21 protein-coding genes and 2 other annotated features (1 of these 23 running past the window's edge) are annotated in these 19,132 nt (G+C 39.3%); of the genes, 4 read left to right on the top strand and 17 right to left on the bottom strand.

Annotated features, from left to right (window positions below; genetic code table 11):
* Window positions 1–140 (bottom strand) — a binding site (T-box leader); it reaches 67 nt to the left of the window's first position.
* A gap of 70 nt (window positions 141–210) precedes the next feature.
* Window positions 211–416: a binding site (T-box leader), on the bottom strand.
* A gap of 200 nt (window positions 417–616) precedes the next feature.
* The 6 genes from ACFX4N_RS09575 to allC are packed head-to-tail and all read right to left on the bottom strand — an operon-like array spanning window position 617 to window position 6,430.
* Window positions 617–1,075: a GNAT family N-acetyltransferase gene (locus tag ACFX4N_RS09575; RefSeq protein WP_274589320.1), complete on the bottom strand. Its 459-nt coding sequence runs from the start codon at window positions 1,073–1,075 to the stop codon at window positions 617–619.
* Window positions 1,076–1,135: 60 nt separating this feature from the next.
* Complete coding sequence (locus tag ACFX4N_RS09580) at window positions 1,136–1,666, bottom strand: chromate transporter (RefSeq protein ID WP_013057700.1); 531 nt, start codon at window positions 1,664–1,666, stop codon at window positions 1,136–1,138.
* Complete coding sequence (locus ACFX4N_RS09585; RefSeq protein WP_013057701.1) at window positions 1,663–2,247, bottom strand: chromate transporter; 585 nt, start codon at window positions 2,245–2,247, stop codon at window positions 1,663–1,665. The genes ACFX4N_RS09580 and ACFX4N_RS09585 overlap by 4 nt, the downstream gene beginning before the upstream one ends.
* 24 nt (window positions 2,248–2,271) lie before the next feature.
* Complete coding sequence (gene ggt / locus ACFX4N_RS09590; RefSeq protein ID WP_057273475.1) at window positions 2,272–3,882, bottom strand: gamma-glutamyltransferase; 1,611 nt, start codon at window positions 3,880–3,882, stop codon at window positions 2,272–2,274.
* A 43-nt stretch (window positions 3,883–3,925) separates the two neighbouring features.
* Entirely contained in the window at window positions 3,926–5,176 is a 1,251-nt protein-coding gene (locus tag ACFX4N_RS09595; RefSeq protein ID WP_029322648.1) for a pyridoxal-phosphate-dependent aminotransferase family protein, read from the bottom strand.
* Window positions 5,177–5,188: 12 nt separating this feature from the next.
* Window positions 5,189–6,430 (bottom strand): allantoate deiminase, encoded by a 1,242-nt coding sequence (gene allC / locus ACFX4N_RS09600; protein ID WP_029322650.1) that lies wholly within the window; start codon window positions 6,428–6,430, stop codon window positions 5,189–5,191.
* Window positions 6,431–6,736: 306 nt separating this feature from the next.
* Between allC and ACFX4N_RS09605 the strand changes: the two genes are divergently transcribed.
* On the top strand, window positions 6,737–8,320 hold the full coding sequence (locus tag ACFX4N_RS09605) for a PucR family transcriptional regulator (RefSeq protein ID WP_013057705.1): 1,584 nt from the start codon (window positions 6,737–6,739) through the stop codon (window positions 8,318–8,320).
* Window positions 8,321–8,384: 64 nt separating this feature from the next.
* Here ACFX4N_RS09605 and ACFX4N_RS09610 read toward each other — a convergent pair whose 3' ends face one another.
* Window positions 8,385–8,699, bottom strand: coding sequence for an MTH1187 family thiamine-binding protein (locus ACFX4N_RS09610; protein WP_013057706.1), 315 nt, complete (start codon window positions 8,697–8,699; stop codon window positions 8,385–8,387).
* A 124-nt stretch (window positions 8,700–8,823) separates the two neighbouring features.
* Complete coding sequence (locus ACFX4N_RS09615; protein WP_013057707.1) at window positions 8,824–9,990, bottom strand: C40 family peptidase; 1,167 nt, start codon at window positions 9,988–9,990, stop codon at window positions 8,824–8,826.
* Window positions 9,991–10,442: 452 nt separating this feature from the next.
* On the opposite strand from ACFX4N_RS09615, the gene ACFX4N_RS09620 reads away from it, so the two are divergent.
* Window positions 10,443–12,137 carry a catalase gene (locus ACFX4N_RS09620; RefSeq protein ID WP_013057708.1) on the top strand — a complete coding sequence of 565 codons (1,695 nt, stop codon included), beginning with the start codon at window positions 10,443–10,445 and terminating at the stop codon, window positions 12,135–12,137.
* A gap of 47 nt (window positions 12,138–12,184) precedes the next feature.
* On the opposite strand, the gene ACFX4N_RS09625 is transcribed toward ACFX4N_RS09620, so the two are convergent.
* Both ACFX4N_RS09625 and ACFX4N_RS09630 read right to left on the bottom strand, forming a co-directional pair.
* Window positions 12,185–12,586, bottom strand: a complete 402-nt coding sequence (locus ACFX4N_RS09625; RefSeq protein WP_013057709.1) for a hypothetical protein — start codon at window positions 12,584–12,586, stop codon at window positions 12,185–12,187.
* Window positions 12,587–12,890: 304 nt separating this feature from the next.
* On the bottom strand, window positions 12,891–14,228 hold the full coding sequence (locus tag ACFX4N_RS09630) for a sodium-dependent transporter (RefSeq protein WP_014459442.1): 1,338 nt from the start codon (window positions 14,226–14,228) through the stop codon (window positions 12,891–12,893).
* 172 nt (window positions 14,229–14,400) lie between these two features.
* Here ACFX4N_RS09630 and ACFX4N_RS09635 point away from each other — a divergent pair, with 172 nt between their 5' ends.
* Entirely contained in the window at window positions 14,401–14,853 is a 453-nt protein-coding gene (locus tag ACFX4N_RS09635; RefSeq protein WP_013057711.1) for a hypothetical protein, read from the top strand.
* A 42-nt stretch (window positions 14,854–14,895) separates the two neighbouring features.
* On the opposite strand, the gene ACFX4N_RS09640 is transcribed toward ACFX4N_RS09635, so the two are convergent.
* The gene (locus ACFX4N_RS09640) at window positions 14,896–15,321 is read right to left on the bottom strand and encodes a DUF6843 domain-containing protein (RefSeq protein ID WP_013057712.1); all 426 of its coding nucleotides are present in this window, start codon (window positions 15,319–15,321) and stop codon (window positions 14,896–14,898) included.
* A gap of 189 nt (window positions 15,322–15,510) precedes the next feature.
* Between ACFX4N_RS09640 and ACFX4N_RS09645 the strand changes: the two genes are divergently transcribed.
* A complete protein-coding gene (locus ACFX4N_RS09645; RefSeq protein ID WP_016764718.1) occupies window positions 15,511–15,657 on the top strand; it encodes a hypothetical protein in 147 nt (48 codons plus the stop codon).
* 18 nt (window positions 15,658–15,675) lie between these two features.
* Here ACFX4N_RS09645 and ACFX4N_RS09650 read toward each other — a convergent pair whose 3' ends face one another.
* The 6 genes from ACFX4N_RS09650 to ACFX4N_RS09675 form a co-directional block, all read right to left on the bottom strand.
* Window positions 15,676–16,092 carry a DUF350 domain-containing protein gene (locus ACFX4N_RS09650; RefSeq protein ID WP_057273477.1) on the bottom strand — a complete coding sequence of 139 codons (417 nt, stop codon included), beginning with the start codon at window positions 16,090–16,092 and terminating at the stop codon, window positions 15,676–15,678.
* A 14-nt stretch (window positions 16,093–16,106) separates the two neighbouring features.
* Window positions 16,107–17,366, bottom strand: coding sequence for a glutathionylspermidine synthase family protein (locus tag ACFX4N_RS09655; protein ID WP_192100304.1), 1,260 nt, complete (start codon window positions 17,364–17,366; stop codon window positions 16,107–16,109).
* A complete protein-coding gene (locus ACFX4N_RS09660) occupies window positions 17,366–17,686 on the bottom strand; it encodes a hypothetical protein (RefSeq protein WP_013057715.1) in 321 nt (106 codons plus the stop codon). Before ACFX4N_RS09660 ends, ACFX4N_RS09655 begins: the two co-directional genes overlap by 1 nt.
* Window positions 17,686–18,144, bottom strand: coding sequence for a hypothetical protein (locus tag ACFX4N_RS09665; protein ID WP_053487435.1), 459 nt, complete (start codon window positions 18,142–18,144; stop codon window positions 17,686–17,688). Before ACFX4N_RS09665 ends, ACFX4N_RS09660 begins: the two co-directional genes overlap by 1 nt.
* A 115-nt stretch (window positions 18,145–18,259) precedes the next feature.
* Complete coding sequence (locus tag ACFX4N_RS09670) at window positions 18,260–18,721, bottom strand: hypothetical protein (RefSeq protein WP_013057717.1); 462 nt, start codon at window positions 18,719–18,721, stop codon at window positions 18,260–18,262.
* Window positions 18,722–18,803: 82 nt separating this feature from the next.
* Window positions 18,804–19,049, bottom strand: a complete 246-nt coding sequence (locus tag ACFX4N_RS09675; RefSeq protein ID WP_080518343.1) for a hypothetical protein — start codon at window positions 19,047–19,049, stop codon at window positions 18,804–18,806.
* Window positions 19,050–19,132 lie beyond the last annotated feature (83 nt).

Below are 19,132 nucleotides of genomic sequence, written 5' to 3' on the forward strand. Positions count from 1 at the left end.
GGCTATTGCCGCTTTTGACTATCGCCAAAAGAAAGCTCCAAGAATGTAATTCGCAATCTCTTTTGTACTGATTCGCACCAACCATCAGCTCTCTGAATACAGGGAAGATTTTGCTACTATGCTCTTTTCATCGCTTGTAATGGATATAAAATTATAATGGACCGAAATACAAAAAGTCCCTACTCACCCTTAAGATTTTTCTTAAGAGTCAGTAGGGACGAAAATTCGCGGTACCACCCTAGTTGCAAGCATTTTGCTTGCCTCTTCATTAAAATAACGGCCAGGCCGTCTTTTCCTACTCGGAAAAGATGCTCAAGGAATGTACTTCGAAAAAATTTGTGTTCTGACTCGCAGCAACCGTCAGCTCTCTGTTACAGGGAAATTTTTTCTACTAGTGCTCCTATCAACGCTCAGTATTGACTATGTATGTGTACTTGGATAATCAGTTCCGATCGTTTGAAACTGTTTGTCGCTTCCAAGTTGTGTGTAATGTTGTGTGATGTTGATTTGTATTATGAATGGTTTTTTTATCTTCGTCAACACTTTTTATCAATTTTTTTTATTTTTTAAAAACCATAGCTCCTTCAAACCCATCTCTATCAAGAGTTTTGCTACTCTAATTTTTTTCAAACTTGTATTCCATTTCAGATTCACATTCAATAAACCCATGTTTTTGATACAAGCTTTTTCCAGCGGAAGAAGCATTTAACCATATTCGATTTACACCACTTTTTTGGCAGTACTGCATCAAATGCTTTAAAATAGCTGAAGAGTAGCCGTGCTTTCGGTGATCAAAAGCTGTATACATGTTCATAACATATGCTTCTTTTCCTTGGAGGTTACTCGGTGAAGGCGGACGTATAAAAAAGACGATGCTTCCTGCTGATACAATTTCTCCACCCGCTTTTAAAATAGCCGTATAGCTATTTGGATTATTTATATTTGCAGTAAAATATTCTTCTGTAGCTTTTTGAAACAGCTCCTCGTTCCCGTTTAATTCTCCCAGTTCTTTCATGAGCAACATTCGCAGTTTAACCAAATCCTGAACGTTTTCTAGCGCTGCTTTTTCAACCATGACTTCCCCTCTTTTCGTCTCTTTTACACAAAAAAAACTCTCATTATTTGAGAGCTTCATTTAAGCAAGAAAAACAGCTCCGTATACGAGTGCTCCGACAATAACGAACGCTGGATGCACACGTAATTTTTCCAATAAAAGAAAGCTGGCTACTACTAAAAATAAAGTTTGCCATATACCTGAATCACCGTATGAATTCATAAAAAATTCATACGCCATCAAGCCCAGTAAAATGGCGATAACGGGACGAATGTAGTTCGTCATTTTCTTAACATTTGGCGAATCTTTATACTTAAATAATATTCGAAGTAAAATAACTAAAAGTAAAACCGATGGAGCAATCGTTGCAAAAAGAGCAATCACAGAGCCTAAAATCCCTGCCTGCTGATATCCGATAAACCCCGCCATTTTTGTTGCAATCGGACCAGGAAGCGCATTTCCAATTGCCAGCATTTCACTAAACTCTTTGACGGTAAGCCAATGGTAGCGATCTACGACTTCTTTTTGAATAAGCGGAATCGAGGCAGGTCCGCCTCCATAGCCTAAAATATTTGAAACAAAAAACGCCATAAATAGCTGAATATAAATCATACCGATTCCCTCTTCTGCTTGTGTTCAGCACTTTCGCCTTTTTTTCCTTTTCGTTTTAGCGGAATCCAAGCTGCCGCCATAAGAACAATAATAATGACCGCTGGATGGATATGGGCAAATTCCATTAATCCTAAGCTAATAATCAGTAAGATAATAGCTGGCGTCCACCCTAAACCAGATGTTGATTTTTTAAAAAAGTCCCACGTCATAACCGCGAGCATAACTCCCACTACAGGAACAACTGCTTTGGTCATGCCCATAACCCACGGCTGATCTTTAAATTGCGTTAAAGTTGTTAACAGCAATACCATTAAAAAAACGGTTGGAATAACGGCTGCAAATAAAGCTGTCCCGAGACCCAAAATACCGCCGACTCGATAGCCGATGTATCCAGCCAGCTTTGTAGCAATAGGCCCAGGCAGCGTATTGGCGATTGCTAACAAATCGCCAAATTCATCGTCATCCATCCATTTGTACGTATCGACCACTTCTTTTTTTACGAGTGGAATAGCTGAAGGTCCTCCTCCGTAGCCGAGCATACCTGAGCGAAAAAACGCTATAAAAATATCCAATTGTCGCATTTCTCGCGCTCCTTTCTCTGTGATCTAATAAGCAACGACCGCTCCGTCTGTTCGCGCTTCTGTGCCGCCGTATAATACGCCGGTTTGTTCATCTCTCAAAATAATCTGCCCTCTTCCAAACGTATGTCTGCTCGTAGCCACATGAATATCATGCCCTTTGCGTTCTAATGCTTCTACAATATGTGAAGGCATTTCTTTTTCCACAAGAACCTTTTTATGTTCAATCCACTGCCATCTTGGTGCATCTAAAGCTGCCTGAGGATTTAGATGAAAATCAATCATATTCATGACGACTTGCACATGTCCTTGAGGCTGCATGAATTTGCCCATTACACCGAATGGACCTACAGCACTTTTATTCTTTGTTAAAAATCCAGGAATAATGGTATGATAGGTCCGTTTTCCTGGCTCTAATCGGTTATGGTGCTGTGGGTCTAACGAAAAATTATGCCCGCGGTTTTGCAGGCATATGCCCGTATCAGGTACGACAAGTCCTGAGCCAAAATCCATGTAATTACTTTGAATGAATGATACCATGTTTCCTTCTCCATCAGCTGTCGCTAAATAGATCGTGCCGCTATGAGACGGCTGTCCGGCTTCGGGAATAAGCGCTTTTTCACCAATCAGTCCTCTGCGCTTGTTTGCATAAGAATCATTCAACAAATCTTCAACTGCTACTGTCATTTTATCAGCATCTGTAATGAATTTTTGTCCATCTGCAAACGCTAGCTTCATGGCTTCAATTTGCTTGTGATATGTATCGACAGAATCTTTGGCATCGAAAGAAAAGCCTTTTAGCGTATTTAAAGCTAAAAGTGCAATAAGGCCTTGGCCGTTAGGCGGAATTTCCCACACATCATATCCTCGGTAAGAAGTTGAAATTGGCTTCACCCACTCTGCTTTAAAAGCTGCTAAATCTTCTTTTGCTAAAAATCCGCCGTATTTTTTCGAAAAAGCTGCTATTTTATCAGCTAAATCCCCTCTGTAAAAAGATTCTCCATTCGTTTCGGCAATTTCAAGCAGCGTAGCAGCATGGTCCGGTGATCGCCACACTTCCCCTACTTTAGGAGCTGATCCATTGTTGGCAAACGTCTCAAACCAGTGCTTATATTCGTCACCTTTTAACGCGTGTGTAAATCGTTCAAACGCTCGTTCCCAATTGTACCCTAAAATCGGAGAGATTGGGAACCCTTCTTGTGCATATGAAATAGCAGGCTGCAGCACTTCTTTTAACGATAGCCGCCCAAAGCGTTTTGACAGTTCTACCCACGCACTCGGGGCACCTGGGACCGTAACAGGAACAAAACCGCGAGCGGGCATCTCTTTTATCCCCATGGCACGTAGAGCCTCAATAGAGATAGAAGCAGGAGCAGGACCGCTCGCGTTGAGTCCGTATAGCTCTTCATTTATCCACACAAGAGCAAATGCGTCTCCGCCAATTCCATTTGACGTAGGCTCTACAACCGTTAAACAAGCCGCGGAGGCAATAGCAGCATCTACCGCATTGCCTCCTTTTTTCAACATTTCAAGACCCGCTTGAGCAGCAAGAGGCTGACTGGTTGCTACCATTCCGTTTTTTCCAAACGTACACGTACGCTGCGATGCATAGGGGTGTGTAAAAAAGTATTCACTCATAGAAAATCTCCTCTTTTCTTTATATGATGAATAAAACGAATCTCTACAGGCTAGACAACGCTACTTCTTCCTCGTAAACTTCTAATGCTGCTTGCAAAGCAGCACCTGCATTCACGCTTGCCCCGTTTCGAATAAGCACTGCTTCAAGACCAGCCAATGTAAATAGAACGTTGTCTTTTCGACAGCTGTATCCCATTGTACCGATACGCCATATTTTTCCGTGCATCGGCCCAAAAGAACTTGCAATTTCAATCCCAAATTGTTCAAGAAGCGTAGAACGAACTGTCTCTCCGTCAATACCTGGGGGAATTAAAACACAAGTAACGGTTGGAACTTTTGAATGCTCATCTCCGAATAAAGATAATCCCATTGCTTTAATACCGGCTACAAGTGCTTTTTCATGGAGACGATGCCTTGCAAATCTTTCCTCTAATCCTTCTTCTAAAATAACGCGCAGCCCTTCCCTTAAAGCATAGAGCATGGACGTTGCTTCCGTGTGATGATTTAGCCTGCGCTCACTCCAATAGTCTTGAAGCTGACTTAAATCGAAATAGTTGCTGATAATATTCGGACGCAGACGAACAGTTTGAGCATCCGCTTTTGTTGCGATTCCTTTTTCAACTTTTTTGCGTTCCATGATAATTTTTTCAATACGATCATTGTACGTAATAGGTGCCATGCCCGACGGAACAGATAAACACTTTTGTGTACCTGCAATCAATGCGTCAATGTTCCACTCATCTACTTTTACATCCGTACCGCCAATAGTGGCTACGGCGTCGACGATAAATAAAACATCTTGGTTGCGGCATGCAGCACCAATTTCTTTAAGCCGCTGCATTCTTCCTGTAGACGTTTCACCATGAACCATTGCAACAATTTTCGGATTCACTTTTTTTATTTCATGGATAACTGTTTCAGGGTCAAACACTTCTCCCCATTCGCATTCAATATTGTGTACATCAGCTCCGTAGCGCTCGGCAATTTCCGTTAATAAATAGCCGAAGCGGCCGAAAATCGGGACAAATACTTTATCTCCAGGCTCAACTACACTTGCAAGAACTGCTTCAATCCCAGCTCTAGACGTTCCATCAACGGGAAAAGCCCATTTGTTTTTGGTTTGAAATAGTTCACGAAGCATTTCCATCGTTTCGTTCATAATGTGCGTAAATGCGGGGTCAAACTGACCTAAAATAGGTGTTCCTAATGCTCTTAATACGCGGGGATCTGCTTCTACGGGTCCGGGTGTCATAATCGTACGCGGCGGTGTATGAAGCTGTTTTGTTATAGTCATATCAAATTCCTCCTAGTAGGCAAGTTTATATAATAGTTCTATTAAGACCTTTACTCCTTTTTCTAACTGTTCTCCTTTGGTGAATTCCTTTGGGGAATGGCTGATTCCATCTTGGCTCGGTACGAATAACAAACATGTGGGAACTCTTCGTCCGAATACCTGCGAGTCGTGTCCTGCACCGCTTACTAATTCTCGGGAGGAGATATTCTTTTCCGAGGAAATAATTTTGGAAAGTTCAGATAATTCTTCGCTCATGGCGACAGGTTTTTCATCCATCCAGCAGTCGATATTCACTTCTAAATCCCCTGCTGTTCGCTTTATAATTTCCTTCATTTCTCGTTCTGCCTCTTGTAAAACCTCATATTCATGATGTCTTATATCGACCGTGAATTCTACATATCCTGGTATTACATTCGGTGCATTTGGAGAAAGTGTAATTTTGCCAACCGTTACGTATAAAGCGTTATGATATTTTTCGCTCAATTCAATAAATGCTTTAGCAAGTTTGCAGCTCACATAAAATGCATCTTTTCTGATGTTCATCGGGGTTGTGCCCGCATGGTTACTTTCACCTTTAACAGATACTGTAAATCGTTTCTGCCCGACGATACTAGAAACAATTCCGATATCGCAACGAGACATTTCAAGCTGCTTTCCTTGTTCGATATGCAGTTCAATAAAAGAAGCGATGTCCGTGCGGTATGGCTCGCTGTGGAGGCCTTTTCCGAAATTAAGCTGTTTCATTGCGTCATCCAGCTTAACCCCTTCTTTATTTATAACATGTTTTGCATCACTTTTGCTGTGTAATCCATTCATATTACCTGATCCCCAATACGTAAGAGGAAATCTGCTACCTTCTTCTTCACAAAGTGATACGACCTCTAAGGTTTTTGTAGGGGAGCCGTAATGCGCATATAGGTACTGCAGAGCAATGATACCTGCCACAACACCAAACGCCCCGTCATACTTTCCACCGTTTATCACGGTGTCGATATGGGATCCTGTTAAAATAACTTGTTGTTCTGAACCCGTTCCTTGCAACCGTCCAAATAAATTTCCTACATCATCGTAATACGTTTTGAGGTGAAGTCCCTTCATTTTTTCTTCCAATGCTTTTTGAGCTGCATTCCACTGTTCGGTATATAAAAGCCTCGTAACGCCTTCTTTTTCATCTAACCCAAACTGGGACAACCAGCTAACGTTTTCTTCGATTTGCTGACAAAGCTTAGATTTTCCCGTCATATCTGCAACCATTGCTATCCCTCCTGCTATCTTCATTTTAAGAAAATGACTGATTGTTTTCATTGACACTTCCTACAATGATTTAGTGTTTTTTTGGCTATTATCACTAAATATACAAAGTCTTATATACGTCACTTTTTCTAACATTATATGTTATTTATTTTATCTTACAGGATTGAATACACTTCTTCATTAACAATTTATACATTTTTTTCTGAAGATTTTATTTATTTTAACTAAACTTTCTTATAAAATAAAAGATAGATAAAGATACGCGCAGAGAAATGTGAGAATTTTTAACAAAAGGAGTAATAAATAATGGAACTACAAACTCTTTTACGCATTCCAATTTATGAAAAAGCATCTGTAGTAGCCGGGCAAAAAGGAGTCACCCGCAAAGTACATAACGTCAATATGATGGATGCACCCGATATTTTATCTTTTTTAAAAGAAGGAGAATTTTTAATTACAACGGGTTATCACTTCAAAGAACATGAAGAAAGCTTAGCAAAACTTGTAGAAGGAATGGCTAAAAAGAAATGTGCAGGATTGGCCATCAAAACGAAGCGCTTTTTCGAACACGTTCCTGCTTCTATTTGTCAGCTAGCTGATGAACTTCACTTTCCGATCATTGATTTCCAAACGGACGAAACGTTAGGCGCAGTTATTAACGAATCTCTCAGCTTTATTTTAGATAAAAAAACAGCCGAGCTTCAGCAAGCGATGGTCACACATCAGCTATTTTCCTCGTACATCTTACAAGGAAAAGGCATTGAGAAAATTATGCAATCTATTCAAACGTTATGCAATGCTCACGTTGCCCTTTTTGATACCCATGGCCATGAACTCTTTTATACAAACAAACGCGAACCCTTTTCACTCCCGATGGAAGAAGCGGTAGCGGGCGCTAAGCAGCTGTTTTTACGAACGTCAAAATATACAACCTTTTCCTTTTTACACACCAAAAAAACCGTTACGCTTTTTCCGATTGCTACTCATACAAGAAAGTACAGTTATTTACTTATTGAACACCAAGTTTCTTTATCCGATTCAGCGCTCCTAACGATTGAACAAGCGACAAACGTTTTATCCTTCGAAATGATGAGACAGCAGGCTTTGTATGAAGCTGAACGGCGACGAAAAAACGATTTTTTCAATCAGCTTGTTAACAATTATTATAAAACGCTTGAAGATGCTTCCTTTCAAGCACAGATGATGGGCTTATCAGCAGGAAACAGCTATATTTGCGCCGTCGGGAAAATCCACTCTACATTCACGCCTTACAGCGATGATGATATGATCTATGAGCTCCTTCAATATGAGTTATCAACAGGTCATACAGAGGCCGTTTTGTTTTTCTATGACAATCTTTATATTCTTTTGTTTACACCTCATTCTCAACCTATGATTATAGAATGCTTGCATCGCTTGCAGGAAGCTGTTTACCGTCACTACGATAAGCGAATGTCATTTGGAGTTGGAAACCAAAGCCAATCCCTACTTACAATCGCTGACTCATATAAAGAAGCTGTTGAAGCTCTTGAAACCATCCATTTTAAAGATCAGTCGAAGCTTATTCAATTTTATCAGCCAAAACAGTTTAAAGAACTGCTGAGGTTGCTTCCAGCAAACGATTTACAAGATTACTATTCTCAAACATTAGAAGGTTTGCTGCAGTACGATAAGAAAGATCGCTCCATCTTACTTGACACGCTTGAAACATATCTAAATTCCAATTGCCAAATCTCAGAGACTGCTAAGCAGTTATTCGTTCACCGGAACACGGTGATCTATCGAATTGAAAAATGCGAAGAATTATTAAAAAGACCTATTCACACGTCAGAGGAAACCCTTCGGCTGCGCGTAGCTTTTCAAATTTTTTCTCTTGTGCATGCTAATTAAGTATAAATACAATAAAAAACGCCTGAGTGGATACTCAAGCGTTTTTTATTGTATTGCATATTATTTATTTTGCTTTTAATTTAGACTGTACTGATTGTAATTTCCCAGCCATCGTATGATTTTCTTTATCACGGCGATCATCAATTCGTAAATTTGTACATACGCGCTGAATACCATTTTCAAAAGGTACTTCATGCATCTCTTGAACAATTTTTAGCAGCGTGCTTAATTCCCCTTCAATCAATGTATTCATAGGGGTTAATTGATATGTAATTTCATCTTCATGCTTGGCCAACACTTTTTGAATATCAGCTACGTACTGACTCACGCTTGGCGTTTCCGTACCTACCGGAATAATGGTTACATCTACAATAGCCATGTTATACACTCCTTTTATTTGTTCCCTAGTCATCATACCAAATCGCGCAAAAATTTCCTACTTTTACGTTTATGGTGCATAGAAAAAAGGAATAGTTCTGCAACTACTCCTTTTTGTTACACTCTTATAGGTAACGCTTTGCTCCTAAGTAACGTTTTGACCAGTAAGAGTTGCTTAGTGATGTGATTGTCACGCCTGTTGAAGAACCTGCATGCATGAATTGACCGTTCCCGATATAAATTCCAGCATGACTAGCTCCTGGTTGGTACGTTTCAAAGAAAACGATATCGCCAGGCTGAGGTGAACTTACACGCGTACCAGTTTGATAGATGCTAGCAACTGTACGAGGAAGACTTACACCTACTGCATTGCGATATACATAGTTAAGGTAACCACTGCAATCAAAGCCTCCAGGCGCAGCTCCACCCCAAACATAAGGTGTTCCCATAAAACGTTTACCATATGAAATAACTTTTGAAGCTGAGCTTGAGCTTGTGCTGCTTCCTGTTGATGTTGAAGGTTTTGAGCTGCTAGAGCTGCTTGAATTTAATTTATTCAGCGTATCTGGACCCGCTTCTCCGTCTACTAATAAACCATTTGCACGTTGAAATGATTTTACTGCACTTGTTGTAATTGAGCCAAAGTAGCCTGTTACACCAGCTGAGAAGTAACCTTTATTTTTTAGTTTTTGCTGAAGGCTGCTTACTGCTGAACCTTTCATACCTTGACGTAAAATAGTTGAGCTGCTAGAGCTAGAACCACCAGTTGAAGCGCTAGAACCGCCATTTTTTAATTTACTTAACGTAGCTGGACCCGCAATTCCGTCCACAGACAGTCCGTTTGCACGTTGAAATGCCATTACTGCATTTTTTGTAATTGAACCGAAGTATTGAGTCGTAGTCCCTTTAAAATAGCCTTTATTCTTTAGCTGCTGCTGTAAAGATTGTACGTTTGGTCCAGTTGAACCAACGCGCAGCAATGAACTTGAGCTAATTGATGAACTTCCGCTTCCTAGCAGCTTATTAAATGTAGATGGACCTGCAATACCATCTGCAGATAAACCATTTGCACGCTGAAACGACTTTACTGCGCTAGTCGTGATTGAACCGTAATAGTTTGTTGTTGTACCGTATGTAAAATAACCTTTGTTTTTTAATTTTTGCTGTAATTCTTTCACATCTGAATTACTTGTTCCTGGGTGCAACGTAGCATCTCCTAAAGCAGCTTCACTAATTGTAGGTACTACTGTTAAAGATCCACATAACGCTAACGAATATATCAACTTTTTCATAAAAAAAGGTTCCTCCAATGCCATAATCTACTAATCTATAAGACGTTTACATTGTAACAACACATTATTACAAAATAACATCACTAATATTACATTTATGTTACAGGAAACGACAGTAGCGCAGCTGTATGGTGTATATTGTCGTAGTTTATTGTCGTTTAACACTTAATAAGTTCGACAAAAAAGCTAATATATTCCAATATTATTCCTTTTCCTACACTAATAATAGGTAAAAAATCACCCGTAACATTATCTTTATATTTCAAAAAAAACAATTTATTTTTTTTTGAAATGTGAAACTTTTTTAAAATTTATTCGTTTAGCGGACTTGTTCCCCTCTTTAGTAAAACAGCTTTTCTTCTAAAAATTTATATTGTTTCCATATTAATGAATAAAAAAACGAAGGCTGAAAAAAATAGTCTTGTTATGTTTGAAACAAGGAGGATTATTTTATGAGCCATAAAGGCATTCATGGTACAAATGTTAGCGGATCAGGTGACTCGGAAGACCAACGCTATGCAGCCGGAGAAAACGAGCAGACGCTTACGACGCGTCAAGGTCACCCCATTCGTGATAACCAAAATTCTCGAACGGTAGGCAACAGAGGACCTGCTACTCTTGAAAATTACCAGCTGATTGAAAAGCTTTCGCATTTTGATCGTGAACGTATACCGGAACGTGTTGTTCATGCCCGGGGAACGGGAGCTCACGGATATTTTGAAACGTACGGAAAGCTTGGAGACGAGCCCGTTGAAAAATACACCCGCGCAAAAGTTTTTTCAGGAGCAGGCAAACAGACGCCCGTTTTTGTCAGATTTTCTACCGTAACTCATGGAAAGGACTCTCCAGAAACAATGCGAGACCCAAGGGGGTTTGCTGTAAAGTTCTACACAGAAGACGGAAACTGGGACTTAGTAGGAAATAACCTTAAAATATTTTTTATCCGCGATGCTATTAAATTCCCTGATTTGATTCATGCTTTTAAGCCCGATCCTGTGACAAACCGTCAAGATACCGAGCGTATTTTTGATTTTATTTCTCACACCCCTGAGGCTATGCATATGATTACTTTTTTATTTTCACCTTGGGGAATACCTGCTAACTATCGGCAAATGCAAGGTTCCGGTGTTAATACATATAAGTGGGTAAACAAAGATGGCGATGCGTTTCTTGTGAAATACCATTGGGAACCAAAACAAGGAATTAAAAATTTGACCCAAAAGCAAGCAGAAGAAATTCAAGCTAAAAATATCAGTCACGCCACTCAAGACTTGTATGAAGCGATTGAGAGCGGTAACTACCCCGAGTGGGAACTTTGTATACAAATCATGGAAGATGGAGAGCATCCTGAACTGGATTTTGATCCGCTTGATGACACGAAAATTTGGCCGGAAGACCAATTTCCATTTCTCCCAGTAGGTAAAATGGTCCTAGATAAAAATCCAAGCAACGTATTTGCTGAAACGGAGCAAGTCGCATTTGGTACGGGTGTACTTGTAGACGGGCTAGATTTTTCTGATGATAAAATGCTGCAAGGAAGAACGTTTTCCTATTCCGACACGCAGCGTCACCGGGTGGGAACAAACTACTTGCAGCTGCCTATTAACGCGCCGAAAAAACATGTAGCAACAAATCAACGCGACGGTCAAATGGCCTATCATGTAGATGCTGCTCCAGGTCAGAACCCGCACGTGAATTACGAGCCTTCTTCTCTTGGAGGTCTTCAAGAAGCGCATGACCATCCAAAACCTCATCAGCCTTATGTTGAAGGAAATGTAAAAAAAGAAAAAATTGATCGTACAAATGACTTTAAGCAAGCTGGTGAACGCTATCGTTTACTAGAGGACTGGGAACGTGATGAGCTTATTCAAAATTTAGTAGACGGCTTAAAATGTTGTCACCATACCGTTCAAACAAAGATGATTGAGCTTTTAACTCAATGTGATTTTGACTACGGCAATCGAGTAGCAAATGGCATTGGTCTTCTGATGCATGATGATGGTTCCCTAGAAATTGAAATGGGAGCAGAAATGACTCCTACATACGGGAAATTGCCAAAAGAAGGCGGTTCACCCTTAGGAAGCAACAAAGCTGCTGATGCGGTAGAAGAAGCTAATGAAAAAGGTCACGATGCTCATCCTTATTAACAAAAAACATCCTGCAGCGACAGCAGGATGTTTTTTGGGTTAAACGCTTATGACCAAGTAACGGCAAACACGTGGTAGTCATTTTTTAACTGTGGCGCATCAATGGGTGTCCCGTGCTGATATCCTTGTTTCACTCTTTTAGGATGTAAGGGTTGAACCCATTCTTTCACTTGCTGTTTTGTACCATTTGCTAAAATATATACACAATCAGAAAATGCCCCGTCATTGTTTGGACTATCAACTTTTAGTACTTCCACTAACACATCTTGGACACACGTTTTTCTCTGAATACACATAAGCGTATGGTAGATAATATCAGCGGACACATCGTTATTTAAACGAAAGCCCACCTTTTTTTGTTCAAAAAAAGACGAGAATGAGACGATTGGTAATGTCTTTTTTTGTTCATACGCTTGAGATAAAATCTTGACAAGAACTTCTCCACTCAAGATGATCCCTCTTTCTAAAAAAACGCTTCATCACAACATATGTGAGCATTGATTATGCTCATAGGATAATATATTATCATAGTTTAATTCTGTGGTGTTAGTCTTTTTTGGGGTTTTTACACTGGGAATTATACCCGCCTATTTCTTGCGTTTCCCTGACGTTCTCGCTACTAGCAACAGAATTATTAATAAAATAAATACCCCTGCCCCTACAAACATATCATACAAGAAATCAAGCATCATACTCCTCCTCTTCCTTCAAAAAAACGCTGTTAAAACCAAGCGTTTTAACAGCGTTTTTTCGTTAGATAAAGCCTAGCATATTAATAAATACAATGATAATTAAAACAGGTGCAATGTATCGAATAGCAAGAAGCCATAAAGAGAACCAGCGCTTCACATTCGTTGAACCGTGCTTAAATTCTTCAATTAGCACATCTTTTTTCATTTTCCAAGGAACAAAGATGGCGATTAAAAGAGCACCTAGTGGCATAAGGATATTACTTACAAGAAAATCGAAAGCGTCAAAGATGCTTTTTCCAAAGATCGATACGTCACTTAATAAACCATACGATAGCGCTGAAGGTATTCCTACCACGAAGATTAGCAAGCCCGAAATCCAAGATAGCTTTATACGCTTATGCTGCTCTCCTTTGGCTAAAGAAGCAACAATAATTTCTAACATCGAAAACGCAGATGTCAAAGTGGCAAATAAAAACAGCGCCAAAAAGAAAGTTTGAAACACAATTCCGAACGGAAGCTGTTCAAAAATAGAAGGCAATACAATGAATAAAAGACCTGGTCCTTCGGTCGGTTTTACACCCATTGAGAAGACCGCAGGGAAAATTGCCAGTCCTGCTAGTAAAGAAATCAAAATATTTAACGCTGAAATTGAAATAGCCGATTTTGGCAAGTTTTGCTGCTTAGATAGATACGAACTGTACGTAACCATAACTGAAACGCCTACGCTAAGCGAAAAGAATGCTTGTCCCATGGCAAACAAAATGGTTTGGGATGTAAGCTTTGAAAAATCTGGATACAAAAAGAAAGATACGCCTTCCATCGCCCCGTCTAATGTTAAAGAACGAATAATGATAATAATAAATAAAATAAAGAGAGCAGGCATTAAAATTTTGTTTGCTTTTTCAATACCATTTTGAATGCCTCTTGCGACTACAACAATTGTTAAAAGAAGAAAAACAAATTGAGAGATAACAGCACTTGTTGGATTGGCAATGGTCGAGTTAAATAAACTCCCGTAGTCACTTACTCCATTCAGCTGACCCGTGACGCTTGCAAAAATATATTGTAAAATCCATCCTCCTACTACACTATAGAAAGATAATAAAATGAAGCATGTAATCACACCTAAATACCCGATTCCTTTCCATAGAGAACCGGGAGCAACTGCATCATAAGCACGAATTGCTTCCTTTTGTGTATGTCTACCTAGTACAAATTCAGCAAGCAAAAGCGGCAAACCAATAATTGCTGTAAACAAGATAAACAGTAAAAAAAAGGCCCCTCCTCCGCTTGTTCCGGCTACATAAGGCAGTTTCCAAATGGCTCCGATTCCAATCGCGGAACCGGCAGATGCCAAGATAAAGCCGAGTTTTGAGGTCCATTGTTCGTTTTGACTCATTTTTTCTCACCATTTTTCTTTATTTATTCTGATTTGTCATACTATATCATACAACCCTTCTGTCGAAAAGGGTTTTTGTTGTTTTAACCCCCATCATGTGTTATGAATAGTATGTAGGTTTCATGATTTATTTTCGTAACTAAAAAAAGTTTGACAGTTAGAGGTACAAAAAATGACAAATCAGCAAGTAATACAGCAACAATTTTTAGATAAGTTCCTTGATTTTATCTTAGTAAAATGTCCAAACTGCGAACTATGTGCGCGAGTTGTAAAACTGGATAAAAAATTGAGCGGGTCAACGCACTCATGCACGTGTCCTCACTGCGGTTATCTAGACGTAACCAATGCTGATAGCCAAGGACCGTTAGAACTTTCTGAAGCAGTAGATCCTTTTTTTCAGCTTCCGCTTTACTTAGAAACGATATGCCCTGAACGTCGACTTTGGGCTTATAACTTAGATCACCTTCAGTATATTGAATCTTATATTGAAGTTAAAACATGCGGGGCTTGTTTCGACGAGCTGTCGGTTGAACATTCATTGCCAGATTGGGTAATTCATAAGCAGAAAGAAGCATTAAACGAAATTCAACGTTTAAAAGACACCGTCTTTTGCACATTCAAATGAAGATAGAAAAGAAACATTGCCGAAGAGGCAACGTTTCTTTTTTTACGAAGAACTTTCTTCGGTAAGTTTTCTTCGATAGTCTCCGGCCTTATCGAACTCTTTTGCGGTGCCGACGAAAAAGTAGGTTACCGTATGATTTTTGTTACCTTGAGTCGTTCCATGAATCATCTTCCCCTGCTTCAATTGCTTTCGCTCTCCATTTTTATTTACATAGAAATATTTATTTCTTGCCCAGCCGCCGCCGCTTAAAAGCGTTTTGGTTTTCCCGACTCCCTGGTCATTTACTTTAAATACAATGTAGTCTCCTTCTGTCTTGCTGGGATTTCCGTTATCTTTGTCATATTCGACCATAACCCATCCTTTGTACCCTTCTGGTATAAGGAAAATGCTCGGTTGAGACGTTTCATCTGGGCGTCCACATCCAGCTGCGATTATAATCATTAAGCACAAAATGAGCCACCTTTTCACTTTTCCCAACTCCTTTCTTAATAAAAGACGTGCCTCTATACTGCTTTTAGTTTTTGTTGAAGGTAAGATTATATTCTTTTTGTATCCCTCAATTTTTTCCAGTTCATCCAATCAAATATGCTATATTTACGTATTGTTTGTCACACACTATTAGCAGGCGTTTACAATTTACATGGGAGGATAACAAAAATGAGCTATGTTTTTTTATTTATTTTGCTCTTTGTCATTCCGCTTTACACACAGCAAAAAATTGTTCGTGCCGATCGTGAAAATACACGTACATTATTACTAAGTGAACACGAGCAATCTGGACATAAAAAAAGCGATTCCCCGTAAAACAGGAATCGCCTTCTTTTAATATGTTAAGCTTCCGGCCACAATAAGGCCGACGGCAACCGACGCTGCAAAAAGAGTTACTCCAACCGCTACATTTCCTTCTTCTACTTTTTTGGCTAGGCTCGTTTTAGGCGTCATGATAAATTCAATAACCCAATATGCCACTACTTGAGTAACGATACCTACTACTCCCCAAAGAGTTGCATCTACCAAATTTAAGCTGTTGCTCCATACAGTAAAAATGACAATAGCAAGCCCAATTCCTTTTCCCCATAACTTCAAAGCGACCGCCACATTGCCTTTTTTTATGAGTTCACGGTCATTAAACTTTGTTGTTAATTCAAATACCATAACTCCGATAAATAATAGCCCTAACCCTACCGCTACGTGAGATAAAAAACTCCCTATACTAGCCCAATCAATCCATTGTGTCATTTTTAGTCCCCTTTTCATTTTAATCCAATCGGCAAATAATACGATTCGTTATCCGTAATTTGATTTCCAGCTCGTATTCCTACTGCGCTTGCTTTTCCATTTAATAAAAAGCACCCGTACATGATATGAGCCTCTATTGTTTGCGTTTGAGTCTTCATCGTTGCAGTTGGCAATGGAATAAACTGTTGATACACAGCCGTGTATTCTTGATATGTTTTATGCTGATCTTCGTCTATTTTGATTCCATCTTCATTATAAATTTCAACGGTATCTCCCTCACGACCAAAAGATGGTTTCTTCACAAATGCTTGTTTTCTTTCAATAAATGGATCTTCTTCTAAATACGTTGGTAAAAAGTACGTTTCAATGATGTGATGGTCTTCTTTAGTGAAGAAAGGGTGATGTTGTTCATACAAAGCCCAAATGAGTGCTTGCACGGCTTTGGACTGCAGTAAAAATGCAGAAGGCGGGTTGATTATGGCTACTTTTTTTTGCTGTGCCAATGTTAAAAGCATGTGTCCGACTTTTTCATGCGTGCTCGGATCTTCATCTTCAATTAAATGTTCAAGCGGATAAGTTTGGCGATAAAGTACGTCTATTTTTTGTCCATATTGATCATACACGCCCGCTTCTATATGTTCACCTTCTTCCACTGTAGAGGAAGGGACAATTAGAAGCTGCGATAATGGAACGTATGTAGCTTCTACATCGGCTAGCTTCATTAAATAAAGAGTCGTTAGCTTATCTTCTTCATGTGTATCATGAGAAGAAAAAACGACGTTTGGATAGTTCGTTCTATCGAGCTCGTTATAAGCTTCAAAAATGGCGTGTTTTAATGCTAAAGCAAGCTTTTCTTCCTCAAGCTTATTAGGGTTTTGCACTTGAAAATGACGACAGACTAACTCATTTACATGAAATAATTCTTTAATGAACGTAGGCGTATCCGCATTTAGTTCTAAAAGCTTGATTTGATCAGTCGTAACAGCAAAATCAAGGCGCGAAATCACACTTTCTGTTTCCATCGTTTTCAGTCGTAGGTACGGGAGGCTGTCTTTTGGAAATCCTAAAGAAAAAAGCGTCTGATCATCTAACGAACGAAGTAAAGGTGCAGTTTTAAAAAATAATTCCCCAATTTGATTTGAAGCTTCTTTAATAGAATCAATGATATGAGAAGACTCTATATGTACGTCATAAAGAGCATACTCTGTTCCGTATAAATCGTGCCAAAAATCTTCAATTTCTTTATAAAACATTTCTCGCTTTTCTTTATGCATTACCCGCCAAAACCGCCTTTAGAGCCGCTCCCAATTCCAGATTTATACGAGCTGCTTGATTTAAATGATTTATAGGCCGATGATGAGGTCAACTGTTTTTTAGAGCCGTAGTAGCGGCCTCCGTGATAATATGAGCCGCTGTGGGAAGAAGAAGAATCTGAACAGTAGTACGTTTGGGTATCTTCATCCCATTTCCACTTGTCACACGATTTATCTTTCGGTTTAGCTGGTCTTGCCTGATCAGTTGAACCACAGGCAACGAGCGATGTCATTAAAGCTGTGGTCAAAACCCCGGCCATCATTTTTTTTGTTTTTGACATTACGCCTTTCCCCCTTCATACGTTACGCCTGTTTTTGTTACATATAAACTGTACACGCTGCGATCTTCATCAATTTCCGCAGAGTCTCTTTCCCATTCCCATCCATTGTAGTATGTATAAACTGTTCCGATATAGCTTAATACGTCCAAATGCGTATGAAATGAAGAGACGAATAAAATCGGATGTCCTCGAAGAGAATTCAGTTCGCGGACTTCTAATGTAATCTCTCTGTGATCATCTTCTGCTTGCTCTTTCGGTCCATGTTCATGTTCTTTTACATAAATAATATGTATATCATCTTCGACTGCAGATGAAGTTTGTTTATACGTTACTCCTTCTTTAACAAAAAATTCGCATTCTCTTCTTGCTAAAATTTGTTCAAGTTCAATAGATTGATAGTGATAAATAGATACAAATGTATCATCAGGCTTTAGCAGTCGGTATTCTAACTTTCCCATTATGCAACTCCTTTTGTGACTTTTTTGTGAACGTTCTTTAATAAATACGTACAGATTTTCAAAAAGTTTCAATTTTTCTCATATTAAAAGGCTTAGCTTTAGATAAGCTAAACCTTTATTTTTTTATCACATCTGTCACAACTTCATAACCGCCTGTGTATGGGTCGAATACATATTCAAGCATGCCGTTTCCACGATTGACTTTAAATAGATAACGGTATTTTTTAGGGCTGTCTTTTGCTGGATATACGTATTTTCCTTTTTGGAACTGACTTAGCAAGAGCTGTTCTCTTTGCGCAAGCATTTTTTTTGCTTCATTATAACCATACAGCGGGAGATTTTTGGCATAGAGAACCGGTACGAATACAAGCACAACGACTGAAATCGTAATAAGCCCTTGTTTAAACCACCGCATAAATCTCTTTGGATTTCGCGAAAGCAACATCGTGATGACAATTACTACTAACAAAGGAACAATATATACTTGAACATACGGAATGTTTGCAAATACAGGTCGATTAATCAATAAGACAATTACTTCGATAGCTGCTACTAATACTAAAATAAAATAGACCACTTACTCTTCACACCTCGACGATTCAATGAATTTTATATGTGTTAGAAAGTATTCCCACTCATGAATGAACTCGTCTATTGTATCATAAGACGCAAAAAAAATATCTACGCTTCTCTATTTTACGGAATTCAGATAATAAAAGAGATTGAGACATAACGAAATCACCCCAATCTAAAGACGAACAAATGGGATAATACGCTAGCATGGATCCCTTGTTACACCGCTGTTGATTTCCGTACAAGGCTGCGCTTTCCGAGGGCGGCCGCTCCTGCCGGGTCTCATCTGTTCCGCTTTTCACGCAGGAGTCCTCGCCTTGCCCTCCAACCAACAGCTAGAAACCACTACATACATGAAACTACCTTCACTCTAACCATAAAAAAATCTGAACGCATTTGATTCTCCATCAAGAAT

This window comes from Priestia sp. YIM B13551 (genome assembly GCF_042787905.1).
Classification (GTDB): Bacteria; Bacillota; Bacilli; order Bacillales; family Bacillaceae_H; genus Priestia.